General features: G+C 66.1%; 16 protein-coding genes. 7 read left to right on the top strand and 9 right to left on the bottom strand.

Annotated features, from left to right (window positions below):
* Positions 1 to 238: 238 nt before the first annotated feature.
* Entirely contained in the window at positions 239 to 937 is a 699-nt protein-coding gene (locus RIdsm_RS24890) for a polysaccharide deacetylase family protein (RefSeq protein WP_057812452.1), read from the bottom strand.
* Positions 934 to 2226, bottom strand: a complete 1293-nt coding sequence (pncB, locus tag RIdsm_RS24885; protein ID WP_057812454.1) for a nicotinate phosphoribosyltransferase — start codon at positions 2224 to 2226, stop codon at positions 934 to 936. The genes RIdsm_RS24890 and pncB overlap by 4 nt, the downstream gene beginning before the upstream one ends.
* Before the next feature lie 350 nt (positions 2227 to 2576).
* On the opposite strand from pncB, the gene RIdsm_RS24880 reads away from it, so the two are divergent.
* Positions 2577 to 3671, top strand: coding sequence for a histidine kinase dimerization/phosphoacceptor domain -containing protein (locus RIdsm_RS24880; protein ID WP_057812457.1), 1095 nt, complete (start codon positions 2577 to 2579; stop codon positions 3669 to 3671).
* Between the two features lies 1 nt (position 3672).
* Here RIdsm_RS24880 and RIdsm_RS24875 read toward each other — a convergent pair whose 3' ends face one another.
* The 6 genes from RIdsm_RS24875 to RIdsm_RS24850 all read right to left on the bottom strand — a co-directional run bounded on the left by RIdsm_RS24875 (position 3673) and on the right by RIdsm_RS24850 (position 9496).
* Complete coding sequence (locus tag RIdsm_RS24875) at positions 3673 to 4533, bottom strand: D-amino-acid transaminase (RefSeq protein ID WP_057812459.1); 861 nt, start codon at positions 4531 to 4533, stop codon at positions 3673 to 3675.
* 4 nt (positions 4534 to 4537) lie between these two features.
* Entirely contained in the window at positions 4538 to 5503 is a 966-nt protein-coding gene (gene dgcA / locus RIdsm_RS24870; protein WP_057813278.1) for an N-acetyl-D-Glu racemase DgcA, read from the bottom strand.
* 75 nt (positions 5504 to 5578) lie between these two features.
* Positions 5579 to 6580: an N-acetyltransferase DgcN gene (gene dgcN / locus RIdsm_RS24865; protein ID WP_057812461.1), complete on the bottom strand. Its 1002-nt coding sequence runs from the start codon at positions 6578 to 6580 to the stop codon at positions 5579 to 5581.
* 137 nt (positions 6581 to 6717) lie between these two features.
* The gene (locus tag RIdsm_RS24860) at positions 6718 to 7983 is read right to left on the bottom strand and encodes an MFS transporter (RefSeq protein WP_057812463.1); all 1266 of its coding nucleotides are present in this window, start codon (positions 7981 to 7983) and stop codon (positions 6718 to 6720) included.
* Between the two features lie 206 nt (positions 7984 to 8189).
* Complete coding sequence (locus RIdsm_RS24855; protein WP_082647234.1) at positions 8190 to 9179, bottom strand: fatty acid desaturase; 990 nt, start codon at positions 9177 to 9179, stop codon at positions 8190 to 8192.
* Between the two features lie 71 nt (positions 9180 to 9250).
* Positions 9251 to 9496 (bottom strand): hypothetical protein, encoded by a 246-nt coding sequence (locus RIdsm_RS24850; protein WP_064258487.1) that lies wholly within the window; start codon positions 9494 to 9496, stop codon positions 9251 to 9253.
* Between the two features lie 399 nt (positions 9497 to 9895).
* On the opposite strand from RIdsm_RS24850, the gene RIdsm_RS24845 reads away from it, so the two are divergent.
* Positions 9896 to 10855, top strand: a complete 960-nt coding sequence (locus RIdsm_RS24845) for an L-malyl-CoA/beta-methylmalyl-CoA lyase (RefSeq protein WP_057812469.1) — start codon at positions 9896 to 9898, stop codon at positions 10853 to 10855.
* 146 nt (positions 10856 to 11001) lie between these two features.
* Here the strand turns inward: RIdsm_RS24845 and RIdsm_RS24840 are convergent, their stop codons facing one another.
* Positions 11002 to 12150, bottom strand: coding sequence for a M20 aminoacylase family protein (locus RIdsm_RS24840; RefSeq protein WP_057812471.1), 1149 nt, complete (start codon positions 12148 to 12150; stop codon positions 11002 to 11004).
* 99 nt (positions 12151 to 12249) lie between these two features.
* On the opposite strand from RIdsm_RS24840, the gene RIdsm_RS24835 reads away from it, so the two are divergent.
* The 5 genes from RIdsm_RS24835 to RIdsm_RS24815 are packed head-to-tail and all read left to right on the top strand — an operon-like array spanning position 12250 to position 16320.
* The gene (locus tag RIdsm_RS24835; protein WP_057812473.1) at positions 12250 to 12996 is read left to right on the top strand and encodes an SDR family NAD(P)-dependent oxidoreductase; all 747 of its coding nucleotides are present in this window, start codon (positions 12250 to 12252) and stop codon (positions 12994 to 12996) included.
* A 56-nt stretch (positions 12997 to 13052) separates the two neighbouring features.
* On the top strand, positions 13053 to 13979 hold the full coding sequence (locus RIdsm_RS24830) for a branched-chain amino acid ABC transporter permease (RefSeq protein ID WP_057812475.1): 927 nt from the start codon (positions 13053 to 13055) through the stop codon (positions 13977 to 13979).
* The gene (locus tag RIdsm_RS24825; RefSeq protein WP_057812478.1) at positions 13976 to 14920 is read left to right on the top strand and encodes a branched-chain amino acid ABC transporter permease; all 945 of its coding nucleotides are present in this window, start codon (positions 13976 to 13978) and stop codon (positions 14918 to 14920) included. Before RIdsm_RS24830 ends, RIdsm_RS24825 begins: the two co-directional genes overlap by 4 nt.
* Complete coding sequence (locus tag RIdsm_RS24820; protein ID WP_057812479.1) at positions 14917 to 15624, top strand: ABC transporter ATP-binding protein; 708 nt, start codon at positions 14917 to 14919, stop codon at positions 15622 to 15624. The genes RIdsm_RS24825 and RIdsm_RS24820 overlap by 4 nt, the downstream gene beginning before the upstream one ends.
* Entirely contained in the window at positions 15625 to 16320 is a 696-nt protein-coding gene (locus tag RIdsm_RS24815) for an ABC transporter ATP-binding protein (protein ID WP_057812481.1), read from the top strand.
* Positions 16321 to 16478 lie beyond the last annotated feature (158 nt).

The raw sequence follows: 16478 nt of genomic DNA, 5'->3' as shown, positions 1-16478 counted from the left end.
AAGACAGTGTTCTCGATCCAAAGGAGTACCTTCTCCAGATTTCGCAAAGATCACGCAACAGACCTGTGAAACAAGCGCTTCTACCGGAAAGTGGTTCAAAGTCGAAGGTTGGCCTAGGTTACAATCGAGTTCTCACGAACTTCGTGAAAGAGCACTGGAATCACGAAGCAGCTGCAGAAAGAAACGCAACGCTAAGTCGAATTCGAAGGAAGCTGGTGGGAATAGTCGAGTAACGTGATCAATGTAAGTTTCCCACCTCCCCCAACGTCCTAAACCCCACCCCCCTCTCAACAACCGCTCCCAGAAACCGTCGCAAATCCTCCGGTGTCGAGAAGAACTGCGAGCCTTTGCCGGGCGCCCTTATGTCGTGGCCGGCGAAGACGGCGGTGCCTCCGGACGAGGCGATCTGGTCGAGGAGGCGGGCTTGCCACTCCCATCCCGGGAAGGCGCGGTGTTGGAAGTCGCATAAGCCCAGGCAGTCGACCGCGTTATGCGGCCCGGGGTGGTGGTAGATGCGCGAAGGGATATCGCGTTCGGAGAGGTTTTTCGGCCCCGCGGCGCGGGTGATGCGGAAGCGTTTGGCGGTTTCGGCGAGGGTTTCCTCGGTGAAGGCGTGGAAGGGGCTGGCGAAGCTTTGGGCGGGGAAGCCCAAGGCGCGGTGTTCGGCCACCCCGGCGTCGATTTCGTGCTCGAGCCAGTGGGCGAGGCCGTGCTTTCGAAGGTATGGCCCGAGTTTCGGGTGGGTGCGGGAGTGGAAGGCGATCTCGTGGCCGTCTTCCTGCAGGGCGCGAAGTTTCTTCACCTGCCGGGGCTTGGCGTTGTGCAGGTTGCAGACGCAGAAGGTGGCGCGGGCGCCGAACTCGTCGAAGATCGGCCGGGCGGCGTGCCAGCTTCCGGCGAAGAGGTCGTCGAAGGTGAGGCAGACAAAGCCTGTCACACCACGACCTCCAGCGCCTCCTGTTTGCCGACCTCGAAGACCTTCTTGTAGCGGGCGATTTCGCTGTCCGGCCCCATCGCCTTGTTGGGGTTGTCGGAGAGCTTGACCGTGGGCCGGCCATTGGCCGAGACGGCCTTGCACACCAGCGAGAAGGGGGCGAGGCGGTCATCCGGGGTCAGGCCGCGGAAGTCGTTCGTCAGCAGAGTGCCCCAGCCGAAGGAGGGGCGGCAGCGGCCGGCGAACTGGGTGTGGAGGTCGATAATCTTGTCGGTGTCGAGCCCGTCGGAGAAGATCACCATCTTTTTCGTCGGGTCCTCGCCGCGGGATGTCCACCAGTCGATGGCGGTTTCGGCGGCGGTGGCCGGGTCGCCGCTGTCGACGCGGATGCCTGTCCAGCCCGCGAGCCAGTCGGGGGCGCGGTCGAGGAAACCCTTGGTGCCGTAGGTGTCGGGGAGGATGATGCGGAGGTTGCCGTCGTGTTCCTCGTGCCAGTCTGAGAGCACGTCATAGGGGGCGCGGGCGAGGTCTTCGTCTGAATCGGCCAGCGCGGCGTAGACCATCGGCAACTCGTGGGCGTTGGTGCCGATCGCCTCGAGGTCGCGGTTCTTGGCGATCAGGCAGTTGGAGGTGCCGACGAATTTCTCGCCCAGCCCCTCGGTCATGGCGCGCACGCACCAGTCCTGCCAGAGGAAGGAGTGGCGGCGGCGGGTGCCGAAATCGGCGATGCGCAGGCCGGGCACGTCGCGGAGGCGTTCGACCTTCTCCCACAGCTTGGTCATGGCGCGGGCATAGAGCACCTGAAGCTCGAAGCGGCGCATGTCATGCAGCACCGCCCGGCCGCGGAGTTCCATCAGCACCGCCAGCGCCGGAATTTCCCAGAGCATCACCTCGGGCCATGAGCCTTCGAAGGTGAGCTCGTACTGGCCGTCACGCTTCTCGAGCTGGTAGGGGGGCAGCTTCAGGTTCTCGAACCACTCCATGAAGGCCGGCGTGAACATCTGGCGCTTGCCATAGAAGGTGTTGCCGCGGAGCCATGTGCTTTCGCCGCGGGTGAGCGAGAGCGAGCGGATATGGTCGAGCTGTTCGCGCAGCTCGCCCTCGTCCACCAGCTCGGCCAGCTTGATGTCGGTCGAGCGGTTGATCAGCGAGAAGGTGACCTGCGTGTCGGGCTTGTTGCGGAAGACCGACTGGCACATCAGCAGCTTGTAGAAATCCGTGTCGATGAGCGACCGCACGATCGGGTCGATCTTCCATTTGTGGTTCCAGACACGGGTCGCGATATCGACCATGGGTTTCCTCCCGGGCGGGTTGCCGGACCGGTTAAAGCAAAGGGGGGCGGGGGTGGCAAGCCTTGGCGGCCGTCTTGTCGGGAACGGCGGGCGGAGAGCCGGATGGCACACCGGCCGGGCGCGAAGACAGGCCGGCTTGCCGCCAGGGCCGCCTGCCGCGCCCACTCTTCCGCCAATCGACGCGAACGAGGCCGCTCATGCGCTGCGACCGGTCGCAAAAGCGTTGTGTGACAGCCGGCTTGCATGGTTTTGTAAGCCGCATTGTAGACCTGTCCACGTCACCGGCGCGGCTTGCACCCGCCCGGAAGACTGACTAGGTGGCAGAGCGCTGTCACGTACCGGAGACACCGATGGAAGCCCGACCTCATCCGAACCAGCATGCCCGGCTCGATGCCCTGCATTCCTTCGAGGTGCTCGATACCGACCCGGAACGCGATTTCGACGAGATCGTCAAGCTGGCCGCCGCCACCTGCGGCACGGCCATTTCGGTGGTCAATTTCATCGATGCCGAGCGGCAGTGGTTCAAGGCGGAAACCGGGCTTGGCGTGCGCGAGACGCCGATCGAAACCTCGATCTGTGCCCATGTCATTCTCGAGGAGGATTTCGTCGAGATCCACGACACGCTGGAAGACACGCGGATGCAGGACAACCCGCTTTGCTGTGGCGACCCTGGGCTGCGCTTCTATGCCGGGGCCCTGCTGCGCACCGAGGACGGCCTGCCGCTGGGCACGCTTTGCGTGCTCGATTACGAGCCTCGCCGTCTCACCGCCCTTCAGCGCGACACGCTGCGCGTGCTCGCCCGGCAGGTGATGGCGCTGCTCGAGGTGCGCAAGGCGCTGCGCTCGGCCGATATCCTGCGGCGCGAGGTCGATCACAGGGTCAAGAACTCGCTGCAATCGCTGTCTTCCTTCGCCAACCTGCAAAGCCGGGCGTTTTCCTCGAGCGACGCGAAACTGGCGCTGTCGATGCTCACCACCCGGATCGACGCACTGACCCTGCTGCACGAACAGCTTTACCATACCGACGAACACGAGGCCGTCGACCTCGGTGCCTTTGTCGAGCGGGTCTGCGATCAGCTCTCGGGGTTTGCCCCGCCCGGTGTCGCGCTTCGGGCCGAAACCGCGCCGGTCATGGTCTCGCCGCAACAGGCGGTGGCGGTGGGCACCTTCCTCAACGAATTCGTCGCCAATTCCTTCAAGCACGGCTTCCCCGATGGACGGGCGGGCGAGGTGAAGGTCGATCTTGCCGCCGACGAGGCCGGCACCGTCACGCTCACCTGCTCCGATACCGGCGTGGGCATGCCCGTCGACCTGGCGACGCCCAATTCCGGGCTTGGCATGAAGATCGCCCAGGTGGTCAGCATGGAGCTCGAAACCGAGCTCGATCTGCGCAACGGGCTGCAGGGGGTGACCGCATCGCTCGCGTTTCAGGCGATGCGGCCGTAACTCAGATCGCGGCTTTCAGGCTTTCGTCGAGGTAGATCTCGCGCAGCCGCGTTGCCACCTTGCCCGGCACACCCTCGCCCAGCGTCGCACCGTCGATCTCGACCACCGGCATGACGAAGGTGCTGGCCGAGGTGATGAATGCCTCGTCGGCCTCTTTCGCCTCGTCGATGGTGAACGACCGCTCCTCGACCTCCATCTGCGCCTCGCGGGCGAACCGCAGCACCGCGGCGCGGGTGATCCCGTGCAGGATGTCGGTCGACAGCTCGCGGGTGATGATCTTGTTGCCCTTGACGATATAGGCGTTGTTGCTGGTGCCCTCGGTCACCTTGCCGTCCTCGATCATCCACGCGTCGTCGCAACCGGCCTTCTTGGCCATCATCTTGCCCATCGACGGGTAGAGAAGCTGCGTCGTCTTGATGTCGCGGCGGCCCCAGCGGATATCCTCGATGCTGATGACCTTCATGCCCTTCTTGGCGGCCGGGCTGTCGGCGAGGCCGGGCTTGGCCTGGGTGAACAGCACCAGCGTCGGCTTCACCTCGTCGGGGTCGGGAAAGGCGAAGTCGCGGTCGGCGGCGCCGCCGCGGGTGACCTGAAGGTAGACAAGCCCGTCGGTGATCTCGTTCACGCGCACCAGCTCGCGATGGATCTCGAGCAGGTCGTCGAAGGCCTCGGGCTTCTGCATGTCGAGCTCGTTGAGCGAGCGTTCCAGCCGGGCGAGGTGCCCGTCGAAATCGATGAGCTTGCCGCCCAGCACGCTGGTCACCTCGTACACCCCGTCGGCCATCAGGAAGGCCCGGTCGAAGACCGATACCTTGGCTTCGTTTTCGGGCAGGTATTCTCCGTTCACGTAGACTGTGCGCATGCTCTTATCCCCATAGTGCGGCCGATGGCGGATGCACCCCGGCTTCGTCGAATGTCAGTGGTTTGTCGCGGTCTTCCGCCAGCAGAAGCGGGCCGTCAAGGTCGGTGACCGTCGCGCCCTGCGCCACCAGAACGGCGGGCGCCATGGCAAGGCTCGACCCGATCATGCAGCCGACCATGATGTCATAGCCCTCGGCCCGCGCGGCCTGGCGCAGCGCCAGCGCCTCGGTCAGCCCGCCGGTCTTGTCGAGCTTGATGTTGATCACGTCGTACTTGTCTTTCAGCCCGGGCAGGCTCGCCCGGTCGTGACAGCTTTCGTCGGCACAGACCGGCACGGGGCGTTCCATGCCGAGCAGGGCGTCATCCTCGGCCGCGGGCACCGGCTGTTCCACCAGCGCCACGCCCAGCCGCACCAGGTGCGGGGCGAGGTCGGCATAGACCTCGGCGCTCCAGCCCTCGTTGGCGTCGACGATGATCTTCGATTTCGGCGCGCCGGCGCGCACGGCCTCGAGGCGCGGCATGTCGTCGGGCGTGCCCAGCTTGATCTTCAGAAGCGGGCGGTGTGCGTTCTTCGCGGCCTGCGCCTGCATCTTCTCGGGCTCGTCCAGCGACAGGGTGTAGGCGGTGATCTCCGGCCCCGGGGCGGTGAGCCCGGCCAGCTCCCATGCGCGCACCCCGGCCTGTTTCGCCTCGAGATCCCAAAGGGCGCAATCCACGGCATTGCGGGCCGCGCCCGCCGGCAGCAGGTCGTACAGCGCCTCGCGGTCGATCTCGACCGGCAGCCCCTCGATCTCGGCGGTCACGCTGTCGAGCGTCTCGTCATAGCGGGCATAGGGCACGCATTCGCCCCAGCCCGTCACGCCGTCCTGGGTGATCCGCACCGTCAGCACCTGCGCCTCGGTGCGCGAGCCGCGGCTGATGGTGAACACCTGCGCCAGCTTGAATACGTCGCGCGTCACGGAAATCTGCACATCGCGCCCCTTCATCTTGCCAAAAATACTCCCGCCGGAGGCATCCCGAAGGCGCCACCGGCGCGACGGTTCAGATCAGATCGCGGCCAGCGCGTCCACCAGCTTGCCCGAGCCGAAACGGTACGGGTCGGTCGCGGGCAGGCCCATTTCTTCCTCGACCTTCGCAAGATAGGCCTTCGCCTCGTCCTCGCCCATGTGCTGGGTGTTCACCGACACGCCCACCACCTGGCAGGCGGCGTTGGCGACCCGGGCCAGCGGCAGGGCGGTGTCGCGCAGCTGCTGCAGGCTGGGCAGCTGGTATTCGGGCAGGCCGCGCATATGCGCCCGGGTGGGCTCGTGGCACAGGATCAGCGCGTCGGGCTGTCCGCCATGCACCAGCGCCATGGTCACGCCGGAATAGCTGACATGGAAGAGCGAGCCCTGACCCTCGATCAGGTCCCAGTGGTCGTCGTCATTGTCCGGTGTCAGGTACTCGACCGAACCGGCCATGAAGTCGGCGATCACCGCGTCGAGCGGCACGCCGTCGCCGGTGATCAGGATGCCGGTCTGGCCGGTCGCGCGGAACGTGGCCTTCATGCCGCGCTCCTGCATCTCGCGCTCCATCGCCATGGCGGTGTACATTTTGCCCACCGAACAGTCGGTGCCCACGGCGAGGCAGCGCTTGCCCTTCCGCTTCTTGCCGTCGGCGATGGGGTACTTGACGGACGGAACCCGCACGTCGTGCAGAGTGCGGCCGGTCGCCTCGGCCACGGCCACCAGGTCGGGCTCGTCGCGCAGCAGGTTGTGCAGCCCCGACGCCAGGTCGAAGCCTTCCTCCAGCGCCGTCACCAGCACCTTCTTCCATTCCTTCGAGATCACCCCGCCACGGTTCGCCACGCCGATGACCAGCGTCTTGGCCCCGGCGTCCTTGGCCTCGGCCAGCGTCATGTCGGTCAGGCCGAGATCGGCGCCGCAGCCTTCCAGCCGGAACTGGCCGACCGCGTGTTCGGGGCGCCAGTCACGGATGCCGATGGCCACCTTGGCGGCCAGCATGTCGGGCGCATCGCCCAGGAAAAGCAGGTACGGGGTCTCGATCATCGCGCGTCTCCTTGTCGGTCCGGGGGCGTGGCCCCACGGGAATCAGATTTCGCGCAGTTTCCAACGAAACCGCCGCGATGTCCTCTTTGAATTGGCAATGTATCCAGAATTCAGCGCAAGATTGTTCGAACTTATGCCTAACTGTGCGAAGATTCATCGCTTTTCGGCTCTGGCCCCGCCTCGTCCTCGGCATAAACCTCGGCCTGCAGCATGCCGGGCTGGGCGATGCCGATGACGCCCGTGGGCCGGACCTCGCCGGTCTCTTCCGGCGCGTCCGACCGCACCCGCCGCGTGACCGCGATCAGCACCACGACCGTGCCCACCACCGCCAGCATCAGCGGCAGCCCGCGGCCATCGAACAGCCGCAGCGTGTTGGGCCCGATCAGCATTCCGAACACCTGCCCGAACTGCAACAGGAACGCCATCGTTCCGGCTGCCGGCACCACCTGCCCGGGGCTGAGCTGGTCGTTGGCATGCGCGGCGAGGATGGAATAGACCGGCAGCGTCACCGCCCCGATCACCGCGAAGCCCACCAGGATCGACATCGGCCGCGCATCCACCGTCATCCACAGCGCCGCCACCACCGACACCGCCGCCATGCCGATCACCACGTAGCGCCGGTCGGTCTGGTCCGAGATCCAGCCCAGCGGATATTGCGACACCGCCGCCGCCACCATAGCCACCACCAGCGCGAACGAGGCCTGCGCCTCGGAAAACCCGTTCTGCAGCGCGTAGAGCGGCAGCGAGATGAACCACGCCACCACGCCCGCGCCCATGATGACGATCCCCAGCACCGCCATGGGCGAGACCTTGTAAAGCCGCCTGACCGGCATCCGGTCGGGGGCGGTATAGTCGGGCGCGCGGTTGTTCGACAAAAGCAGCGGCACGATCGCCACCGACAGCAGGATCGAGCTCACCCCGAACAGCAGGTTGCCCTTGGGGTCGGGCAGGGCGACCATCGCGGTACCCAGCGCCGGGCCCGCCGACTGGATGATGAAATAGACCGACAGCACCTGTGCCCGGATCCGGTTCTCGGTCTTGGCGTTGAGCCAGCTTTCGGTGATCACGTAGAGCCCGGGAAAACACGCCCCCGCCAGAAGCCGCATCAGCCCCCAGCTGACCGGGTCACTGGTCAGCAGGTGCGCAATCGCCGCCACCGACACCATCGAGGCCAGCGCCGAGAACACCCGGATATGTCCGACCTTCTCGATCAGCCTCGGCGTCAGAACGGTACCTGCCAGCGCGCCCAGCGGGTAGCAAGCCTGCATGATGGCGATCTCCAGCTCGGAAAACCCGAGCGTGTTGCCCCGCACGGTCAGCAACGTCACCAGAAGCCCGTTCCCCACCATCAGGAACAGCATGCCCAGGAAAAGGGCCCAGTTGTCGATCAGGGCGCGTCTCATGCCCCCGCTCTGTCACGGGGCGTACAGGGCCCGCGCGACCATTTCCGACATACTTCGCGTCGTTTTGAGTTGCATGGTCAGCACGCACCACCGATCCCGGGCCCGAAAGCAAGGCAAGCCCAGGCGTGTCCGCCCTGAAACGTGGGGTGGGTGCCGACCCACCCCTGGTCAGATTGTCCACCCGCGGTCGGGCCGCACCCGGCGCCCTAGACCGCCCGCGCCCGCGAGAACGACACCAGCCGCCGGCTCTTCTCGTCCCACAGGTGCAGCCCGGCACAGCGGATGCTGTCGCGGATCGTCAGCCGCTTCATCTGCGCCAGGATATCGTGATCCCGCAGCACCTCGCTCAGCCGGTAGAAGGGAATGCGGCTCGCCATGTGGTGCACGTGATGCACGCCGATATTCGCGGTCAGCCAGCGCAGCACGCCCGGCAGGTCATAGTACGAGCTGCCATGCAGGGCCGCGTCCTGGATGTTCCAGTCTTCCTCGCGGTCCCAGAGCGTCTCTTCGAACTGGTGCTGGATGTAGAACAGCCACATCCCCGCCATCGCCGCCAGCAGCGTCGTCGGCAGGTAGATCAGCAACAGCACGTCGGCCCCGCCCAGCCAGGCGATCAGCGCGACGATCCCGGCGATGGCCAGGTTCGTGCCCATCGCGCTGAACCAGTACCGCCAGCCAGAGCGCATCAGCCCGGCGGGCACCCGGTTCTGAAGGAAGAAGCTGTAGAACGGCACGACCCCGAACAGGAAGACGGGGTTGCGCACCAGCCGATAGCCGGCCCGGCCCAGCCAGCCCTTCTCGCGGTATTCGCGCACCGTCAGCGTCGGCATGTCGCCCACGCCCCGCCGGTCCAGGTTTCCGGTCGAGGCATGGTGAATCGCATGGGTCCGCCGCCACACGTCATAGGGGGTCAGCGTCAGTACGCCGATGCCGCGCCCGACCCAGTCGCCCAGCCGGCGATCCTTGAAAAAGGCGCCGTGGCCGCAATCGTGCTGGATCATGAACAGCCGCACGAGAAAGGCGGCGTTGACGATCGCCAGCGGCAGCGACAGCCAGGGGCTGATGGTGTGCGCCCACCAGGCCAGCGCCCAGAGGCCGAGGAAGGGCAGAAGCGTGACAGCCAGTTCGAAAAGGCTGCGCGGGGGGAAGGGCTCGCGGTACTGCGCGAGCGTGCGGGTCCAGTCTGAAGGTCTCACGGGGATACCTTTCCGTTGGAGGATGACGTGATTGGCCGGCCCGGCCGCGTGGGGCAGGGCAGGGTCTTCGCTCAGTCTTTCCCGTCCGGGTCCGCCTCGGCATCGTCAAGCGCGGTCTCCGGCGCCCGGATCTCGGGGTCGTACGTGGCGTCCGCCTGCCTCTGGCGCCGCGCCTCGCGCAGGCGCTCGGTCTTGCGGTCGCGCTCGGCATTCTGTTCGTCGACAATGTCCCGGGCGGCCCGGGATGTCTTGTCCATGATCGATTCAAGGCGGGTCGGATCGCCGCCGAGGGTCGGCAGTTTCGAAGGCTTCGACATCTGGTGAACTCCGTGGCCGGCGACGCGCCGGCCGGTCGCATGAATCTTGCGCCGCAAGTCGCATGTAGCGCGTCTGCCGCCGATCCGCAATGACCACGGCCGAAGACCGGCGACGTGGGCGGGGCAGGGAGGGCGAAATCCACATCTTGCCCGTTAATGCACCGCCCGCCACATGAACCCGGGGTCACGCGGTGCCGAACACCGACGTAATACCGACGTTATACCGACGTGAAACCGATGCGCCGTTTCCCTTGTTTTCATGGGCTTAACCCTGATTCGGCCCGGGTTTCCCGCGCCCCGCCTTTTCTGCACCCGCAAAATGGTTGCGATCACGCCGGCAATTTTATACCGGTTGCGCCAAAGCTGACGCAATTTCCGAACCCTTCACGAGGTGCCACCATGAGCTTCCGCCTGCAACCCGCCCCGGTTTCCCGCCCCAACCGCTGCCAGCTCTTCGGCCCGGGCTCGAACGTCAAACTCTTTGAAAAGATGGCCTCTTCGGCCGCCGACGTGATCAATATCGACCTCGAGGATTCCGTCGCCCCCACCGACAAGGACGCCGCCCGCGCCAACACCATCAAGGCCATCAACGAGGTCGACTGGGGCAACAAGACCCTTTCGGTGCGCATCAACGGGCTCGACACGGGCTGGTGGTACCGCGACGTGGTCGACCTTCTGGAACAGGCCGGCGAGCGGCTCGACCAGATCATGATCCCCAAGGTGGGCTGCGCCGCCGATATCTATGCCGTCGACGCCTTGGTGACCGCCGTCGAGAAGGCGAAGGACCGCAAGAAAGCCCTTAAATTCGAGGTGATTATCGAATCCGCCGCCGGCATCGCCCATGTCGAGGAAATCGCCGCGGCCTCGCCCCGGCTGGTTGCCATGAGCCTCGGCGCGGCCGATTTCGCGGCCTCGATGGGCATGTCGACGACGGGTATCGGCGGCACGCAGGCCAACTACTATATGTTGCACGAGGGCCAGAACTACTGGGCCGACCCGTGGCACTGGGCCACCACCGCCATCGTCGCCGCCTGCCGCACCCACGGCGTGCTGCCGGTCGACGGGCCCTTCGGCGACTTTTCCGACGACGAGGGCTTCCGCGCCCAGGCCCGCCGCGTCGCCACGCTGGGAATGGTCGGCAAATGGGCCATCCATCCCAAGCAGATCGCGCTTGCCAACGAGATCTTCACCCCCTCTGACGAGGCGGTTCAGGAGGCGCGGGAAATCCTTCAGGCGATGGAAGATGCCAAGGCCCGCGGCGAAGGCGCCACCACCTACAAGGGTCGCCTTGTCGACATTGCCTCGATCAAACAGGCCGAGGGCATCGTGCGCCAGGCCGAGATGATCGACTCCATGTAAAAAGCGTCCCGCCGGCGGCACCTTCGGGACGCCTCCGGCGGGAGTATTTCCGGCAAGATGAAGCCCGACCCCATGCTTCTTCTGGCCGCAAGTATCCCGGGGGAGGCGTTGGAACCTGAAGGGTTACAACGTTGGGGGCAGAGCCCCTAGTCCGCCCGCAATTCCTGCTCCACCAGCGCAACCCAAAGCGCCCGGCCTGTCTCCAAAGCCGCGTCGTTGAAGTCGTAATCCGCTGAGTGCAGTGGCCGCGCATGGCTGCCTTCGGTGCCGTTGCCCAGCAACAGGAACGCCCCCGGCACGGCGCCCGCCATATGGGCGAAATCCTCCGAGAACAGCTTTGGCGCGCAGTCGGCATCGACCTTGTCCGCCACGCCGTCCGCCGCCCGCGCGGCGGCCTTGACCGCGTCCGCGTCATTGATCGTCGGGGGGAAGATCGTCTCGTAGCCCACGGTCGCCCCCACCTCGTGCGCGGCGCAGATGCCATCGACGATCCGCCGCATCGACGTCTCGATCCGGTCGTTCACCTCCGGCGTCAGCGCCCGGCAATCGCCGGTCAGCCATGCCCGGCCCGGCAGCACGTTGCGCGCCCCGTCCGTCTCGAACCCGGTGACCGAGACGACGCCGTTCATCGCCGGATCGAGCTTGCGCGACACGATGGTCTGCAAGGCACCCACCACCTCGGCCCCCACGGTGATCGCATCCACGCCCATATGCGGCAGCGCCGCATGCCCGCCGCGCGCCGCGATGACGATCTCGAACAGCGCTTCGCTCGCCGTGATCGGCCCGGCCCGCGTCGCCACGTGGCCCAGCGGCAGCCCCGGCATGTTGTGCAGCCCGTAGACCCGGTCGACCGGGAAGCGGTCGAACAGCCCGTCGTCGATCATCGCCCGCGCGCCGTGGCCGTGTTCCTCGTTCGGCTGGAAGATGAACACCGCCCGGCCCGAGAACGCCCCGTTTTCCGCCAGTTGCTTTGCCGCGCCAAGCGCCATCGCCATATGCCCGTCATGGCCGCAGGCATGCATCTTGCCCGGCGTCTCCGAGCGGTGGGCGACCCCGTTCGTCTCGTCGATCGGCAGCGCGTCCATATCAGCGCGGATGCCGATGCTCCTCGGCCCGTTGCCGCGTTGAAGCACGCCCACGACGCCGCATTGCCCGATGCCGCGATGCACCTCCAGCCCGAAGCTTTCCAGCAGCTCGGCCACGCGGGCGCTGGTGCGCGGCAGGTCGAATTCCAGTTCGGGATGGCGGTGAAAGTCCTGCCGCCAGCCGATCATCTCGTTCACCGATCCGTCCATGTCGTGCCTCCTGTTCCCGGCCACCCTGCGGGATTATGACCTTGCGCTCAAGCACCCCGGCGCTAGCGTGTGCCGGCATCTGTACGGGAGGAGACAGGGATGAAAACCGCCATCGTCACGGGCGCGGCACGGGGGATCGGGCTGGCCGCAACCAAGCAGTTTCTGGAGCAGGGCTGGCGCGTCGTCATGATCGATCGCGACGCGCCGGTCTTGATGGAGGAGGCCGGCAAACTGACAGATGTCGACCCGGTGGTGTGCGACGTCTCGAAGCCCGATCAGGTTGCGGCGATGGCGCGCCATGTGGAGGACACCTGCGAAAGCGTCGATGCCCTGATCAACAATGCCGGCGTCGCCGATTTCGGGCCCATCGCCGAGACGGGCTTCGACCGCTGGCGCACGGTGATGGAAACCAATCTCGACGGTGTCTTCCTGATGACGCAGGCGCTGACGCCCGCGCTTGCCGCTGCCAAGGGCGCCATCGTCAACATCGCCTCGATCTCGGGCTTGCGCGCTTCGACCCTCAGGGTGGCTTATGGCACGTCGAAGGCGGGCGTCATGGCGCTGACGCAGCAACAGGCCGTGGAATTGGGCGAAAAGGGCATTCGCGCCAACTGCGTCTGCCCCGGCCCGGTGCGCACCAAGCTGGCGATGGCGGTGCACAGCCAGGCGATCATCGACGCCTATCACGATGCGATCCCGCTGAACCGCTACGGCTCGGAAGACGAGATCGCCAGCGTCATCACCTTCCTCTGTTCGCCCGGCGCCAGCTATGTCACGGGGCAGGTGATCGCCGTCGATGGCGGCTTTGAAGCCACCGGAATAGGCCTTCCCGCCCTGCGCCAGTAATTCGCCTGCCATTTCGCTTGCCCTCGGCCGAACGGGAGGGCAATCCTTGGCGCAACATGGAACTGGGTCCCTACATTCTTCTGGCCTCGCTCGAAGGCGCGGTCACGGCGGCGGTGCTTGCGCTGACGGCCGTGGGGCTAAGCCTTGTCTTCGGGGTCATGCGGGTCGTCAACATCGCGCATGGCGAATTCTTCATGCTGGGCGCGGTGATCGCCTGGTACGTGGCGCATTCCATGGGCGGGCATCCGGCGCTGGGCTTCGTGGCGGCTTTGGTTGTCGCCCCGCTTTTCGTGGGCGCCATCGCGGCGGCGGCCGACATGACCATCCTCAAGCGGTTGGACTACGACCCCGAGCGGACCATCGTCGCCACGATCGGCCTCTTGTATATCATCCAGCAACTGACCCTCATGACCTATGGCCCCGAGGCGCGGCCCGTCGAGGCGCCATTCAACCAGCGCATCGCGCTGCCGTGGTTCGAATGGGGCGAGGAAGGGTTCGAATTCTACTTCCCTTGGGGCCTGTCGACGACATCCTACAAGCTGGCCGTGATCGGTGCCGCGGCGGTGGTGCTGGTCGGCGTCTGGCTGATGATGGCGCGCACGCGGATCGGCCTGCTGATGCGGGCCACGCAGGCCGACCGTGACATGGCGCTGGCCTTCGGCATCCCGGTCGAGCGGGTCTATGCGCTGGTCTTCGGCATCGGCGCGGCGCTGGCGGCCTTGGCCGCCGTGTTGATCGTGCCGATCCAGCAGGCGCATTACCTTATGGGGGCCGACCCACTGCTCCTTAGCTTCATCGTCGTCATCATCGGCGGGCTGGGCAGCCTGCCCGGCACCGTCGTGGCCGCCATCTTCATCGGGCTGTCCGACGGCATCATCTCGGTCTTCTTCTCGCCCACGCTGGCCAAGATCCTCGCCACGCTTCTGGTGGGTCTCGTGCTGGTCTTCCGCCCACAGGGCCTTTTCGGGACGCGCACGGCATGAGTGCGACGGCAAAGACCCTCGTGCTGCATCTGGGCCTGCTGGCGGTGCTCTTCGCGCTGCAATTCGTGCTGCCCGCCTATCACCACGGCAACCTCGCCCGGATCATGGTGCTGGCCAGCTATGCGGTGGGCTACAACATCCTCTTCGGCTACACCGGCCTCCTGAGCCTCGGCCACGCGCTGTTCTTTGCCGCCGGCATGTACGGCATGGGCCTGACCATCCAGCACGCGGGCTTCACCCCTGCGCCCGCGCTGATCGTGGGCATTCTCGCCGGCGCCATCGTGGCCGCCGGTCTGGCGCTACTGGCCCTGCGCACCACCGGGGTGGCCTTCCTGATCGTCACGCTGATGTTCGCGCAGGCGGGCTACCTCACGATCCTCTATTTCGGCGAATACACAAGGGGCGACGAGGGCTTTGTCATCCAGGCGGCCGACCGGATGCTCTGGGGCATCGACCTCAGCGACCCGACCAACCGGTATTTCGCGGCGTGGGGTCTGTTCGCTGTCTGCCTCCTGCTCTGCCTCCGCCTCATCCGCGCGCCTTTCGGCAAGACGCTGGTGGCGATCCGCGAGAACGAGGAGCGGGTCAGGATGCTGGGCTACAACACCTTCGCCCACAAGCTGGCGGCGATGGTCGTCTCGGGCACGGTCTCGGCGGCGGGGGGGGCGTTCTATGGCCTGCTCTTCGGCTATGCCGGGGCGAGTTTCGCCAGTGTGCAGTACTCGATCTTCCCGCTGCTCTGGGTGCTGCTGGGCGGGGCAGGGACGGTGCTTGGCCCCTTCGTCGGCACACTCTTCATGTTCTACCTGATCGACCTGAGCTCGGGCGTGACCACCGCCTACCTGCTGATCGTCGGCGTGGCGCTGGTGCTGCTCACCCTCTTCGCGCCGCAGGGCCTGACGGGCGAGCTGCGCCGCCGGGTCTGGGGGTGGTTGCCATGACGCTGCTCTCCACCCGGGGCCTGTCGAAGCATTTCGACGGGCTGCAGGCCGTTACAGATGTCGATTTCGACCTGAACGAGGGCGAGGTGCGCGCGCTCATCGGCCCCAATGGGGCTGGCAAGACGACGCTGGTGGGCATGATCTGCGGGCGCATTCCGCCGTCTTCCGGCACGGTGCAGTTCGACAATGCCGACATCACCGCGCTGCCCGCCCATAAACGTATCCTGCGCGGCATGGCCTACACGTTCCAGATTACTTCGGTCTTCGCCCGCCTCCCCGCCGCCGAGAACGTCGCGCTGGCTGCCCGCCGCCGGTTGCAGGGCGACGCGGTAGAGGAAGCCGTCGACGATGCGCTCAACCGCGTTGGCCTGCTCGACCGCCGTGACGAGGAGGCCGGCAACCTCAGCTATGGTCACCAGCGCCTGCTTGAGATCGCCATGGGCCTTGTCCAACACCCGCGCCTGCTGATCCTCGACGAGCCGACCCAAGGCCTCGCCGACAGCGAGATCGACGCCTTCAAGGCGCTGATCCGCGAGCTTTCGTCCGAGGCGACGATCCTGCTGATCGAGCACAACATGAGCGTGGTCATGGAAACCGCCGATCGCGTCACCGTGCTCAATTTCGGCGAGGTGCTGGCCGAGGGCACGCCGCAGGAGATTCACGAAAACGACGCCGTGCAGGCGGCCTATCTGGGGACGGGATGAATGCTGGAGCTTGATGCCGTCAACGCGGGGTATGGCCGGGCACAGGTGCTGCGGGACCTGTCGCTGAAGGTCGAAGCGGGCGAGATCCTCTGCCTTCTGGGCCGCAACGGGGCGGGCAAGACGACGACGATGCAGGCGATCATGGGGCTGCTGCCGCTGATGTCGGGCCGCGTGGTGCTGGACGGCACAGACGTCAGCCAACTGCCCCCGCACGAGGTGCCGCGACACGGGATCGGCTACATCCCGCAGGGGCGGCGGTTGTTCTCTGGCCTGACCGTGGCGCAAAATCTCGAAATCGGCCTTCGCGTGCGCGGCTCGGGCAAGGACGTGCAGGAAGAGGTGCTCGACCTCTTCCCCCGCCTGCGCGAACGGATGGACCAGAAGGCGCAAACCCTTTCCGGTGGCGAGCAGCAGATGCTGGCCACCGCCCGCGCGCTCTGCCTGCGCCCCAAGGCGCTGTTGCTCGACGAACCGACGGAGGGCCTGCAACCCTCGATGATCGAGGCGATACGGCAGGTGATCGTCAGGATGCGTGCGGCGGGCGTCGCGATCCTGCTGGTGGAACAGCGGGTCGATGCGGTTCTTTCCGTTGCCGACCGGGTGGCGTTTATCGAGAACGGGCGGAACGGAGAGGTTCTCCCGGCCGAGGCGCTGCGGCAGGATCACAGTATCGTCGACCGTTACGTGGGTGTCTGACGGCGCGTTGCGGTCTGCCCGATTTCCATTCGCACGCCCCTGAAAGAGTTCCGTTAAACATTTCCCGCATGCTTCCGGCCTCGGCGCGATCCTGTCTTTGTGTTGACTGTCTTTCGCGGGTGCCGCACCATCCCGCCAGAAAGACAGACAGGGAGAGA

The sequence above is a fragment of the Roseovarius indicus genome (assembly GCF_008728195.1).
In the GTDB taxonomy this organism is placed as follows: domain Bacteria; phylum Pseudomonadota; class Alphaproteobacteria; order Rhodobacterales; family Rhodobacteraceae; genus Roseovarius; species Roseovarius indicus.
This window is presented reverse-complemented; position numbering and strand designations above follow the sequence as displayed.

Excerpts from the sequence above, each read along its gene's own strand:
- RIdsm_RS24875 (WP_057812459.1), bottom strand. The coding sequence starts at position 4,533 with ATGCGCACAGTCTACGTGAACGGAGAATACCTGCCCGAAAACGAAGCC.
- RIdsm_RS24835 (WP_057812473.1), top strand. The coding sequence starts at position 12,250 with ATGAAAACCGCCATCGTCACGGGCGCGGCACGGGGGATCGGGCTGGCC.
- pncB (WP_057812454.1), bottom strand. The coding sequence starts at position 2,226 with ATGGTCGATATCGCGACCCGTGTCTGGAACCACAAATGGAAGATCGAC.
- RIdsm_RS24820 (WP_057812479.1), top strand. The coding sequence starts at position 14,917 with ATGACGCTGCTCTCCACCCGGGGCCTGTCGAAGCATTTCGACGGGCTG.
- RIdsm_RS24850 (WP_064258487.1), bottom strand. The coding sequence starts at position 9,496 with ATGTCGAAGCCTTCGAAACTGCCGACCCTCGGCGGCGATCCGACCCGC.
- RIdsm_RS24825 (WP_057812478.1), top strand. The coding sequence starts at position 13,976 with ATGAGTGCGACGGCAAAGACCCTCGTGCTGCATCTGGGCCTGCTGGCG.
- RIdsm_RS24860 (WP_057812463.1), bottom strand. The coding sequence starts at position 7,983 with ATGAGACGCGCCCTGATCGACAACTGGGCCCTTTTCCTGGGCATGCTG.
- dgcN (WP_057812461.1), bottom strand. The coding sequence starts at position 6,580 with ATGATCGAGACCCCGTACCTGCTTTTCCTGGGCGATGCGCCCGACATG.
- RIdsm_RS24840 (WP_057812471.1), bottom strand. The coding sequence starts at position 12,150 with ATGGACGGATCGGTGAACGAGATGATCGGCTGGCGGCAGGACTTTCAC.
- RIdsm_RS24815 (WP_057812481.1), top strand. The coding sequence starts at position 15,625 with ATGCTGGAGCTTGATGCCGTCAACGCGGGGTATGGCCGGGCACAGGTG.
- RIdsm_RS24830 (WP_057812475.1), top strand. The coding sequence starts at position 13,053 with ATGGAACTGGGTCCCTACATTCTTCTGGCCTCGCTCGAAGGCGCGGTC.
- RIdsm_RS24880 (WP_057812457.1), top strand. The coding sequence starts at position 2,577 with ATGGAAGCCCGACCTCATCCGAACCAGCATGCCCGGCTCGATGCCCTG.
- RIdsm_RS24845 (WP_057812469.1), top strand. The coding sequence starts at position 9,896 with ATGAGCTTCCGCCTGCAACCCGCCCCGGTTTCCCGCCCCAACCGCTGC.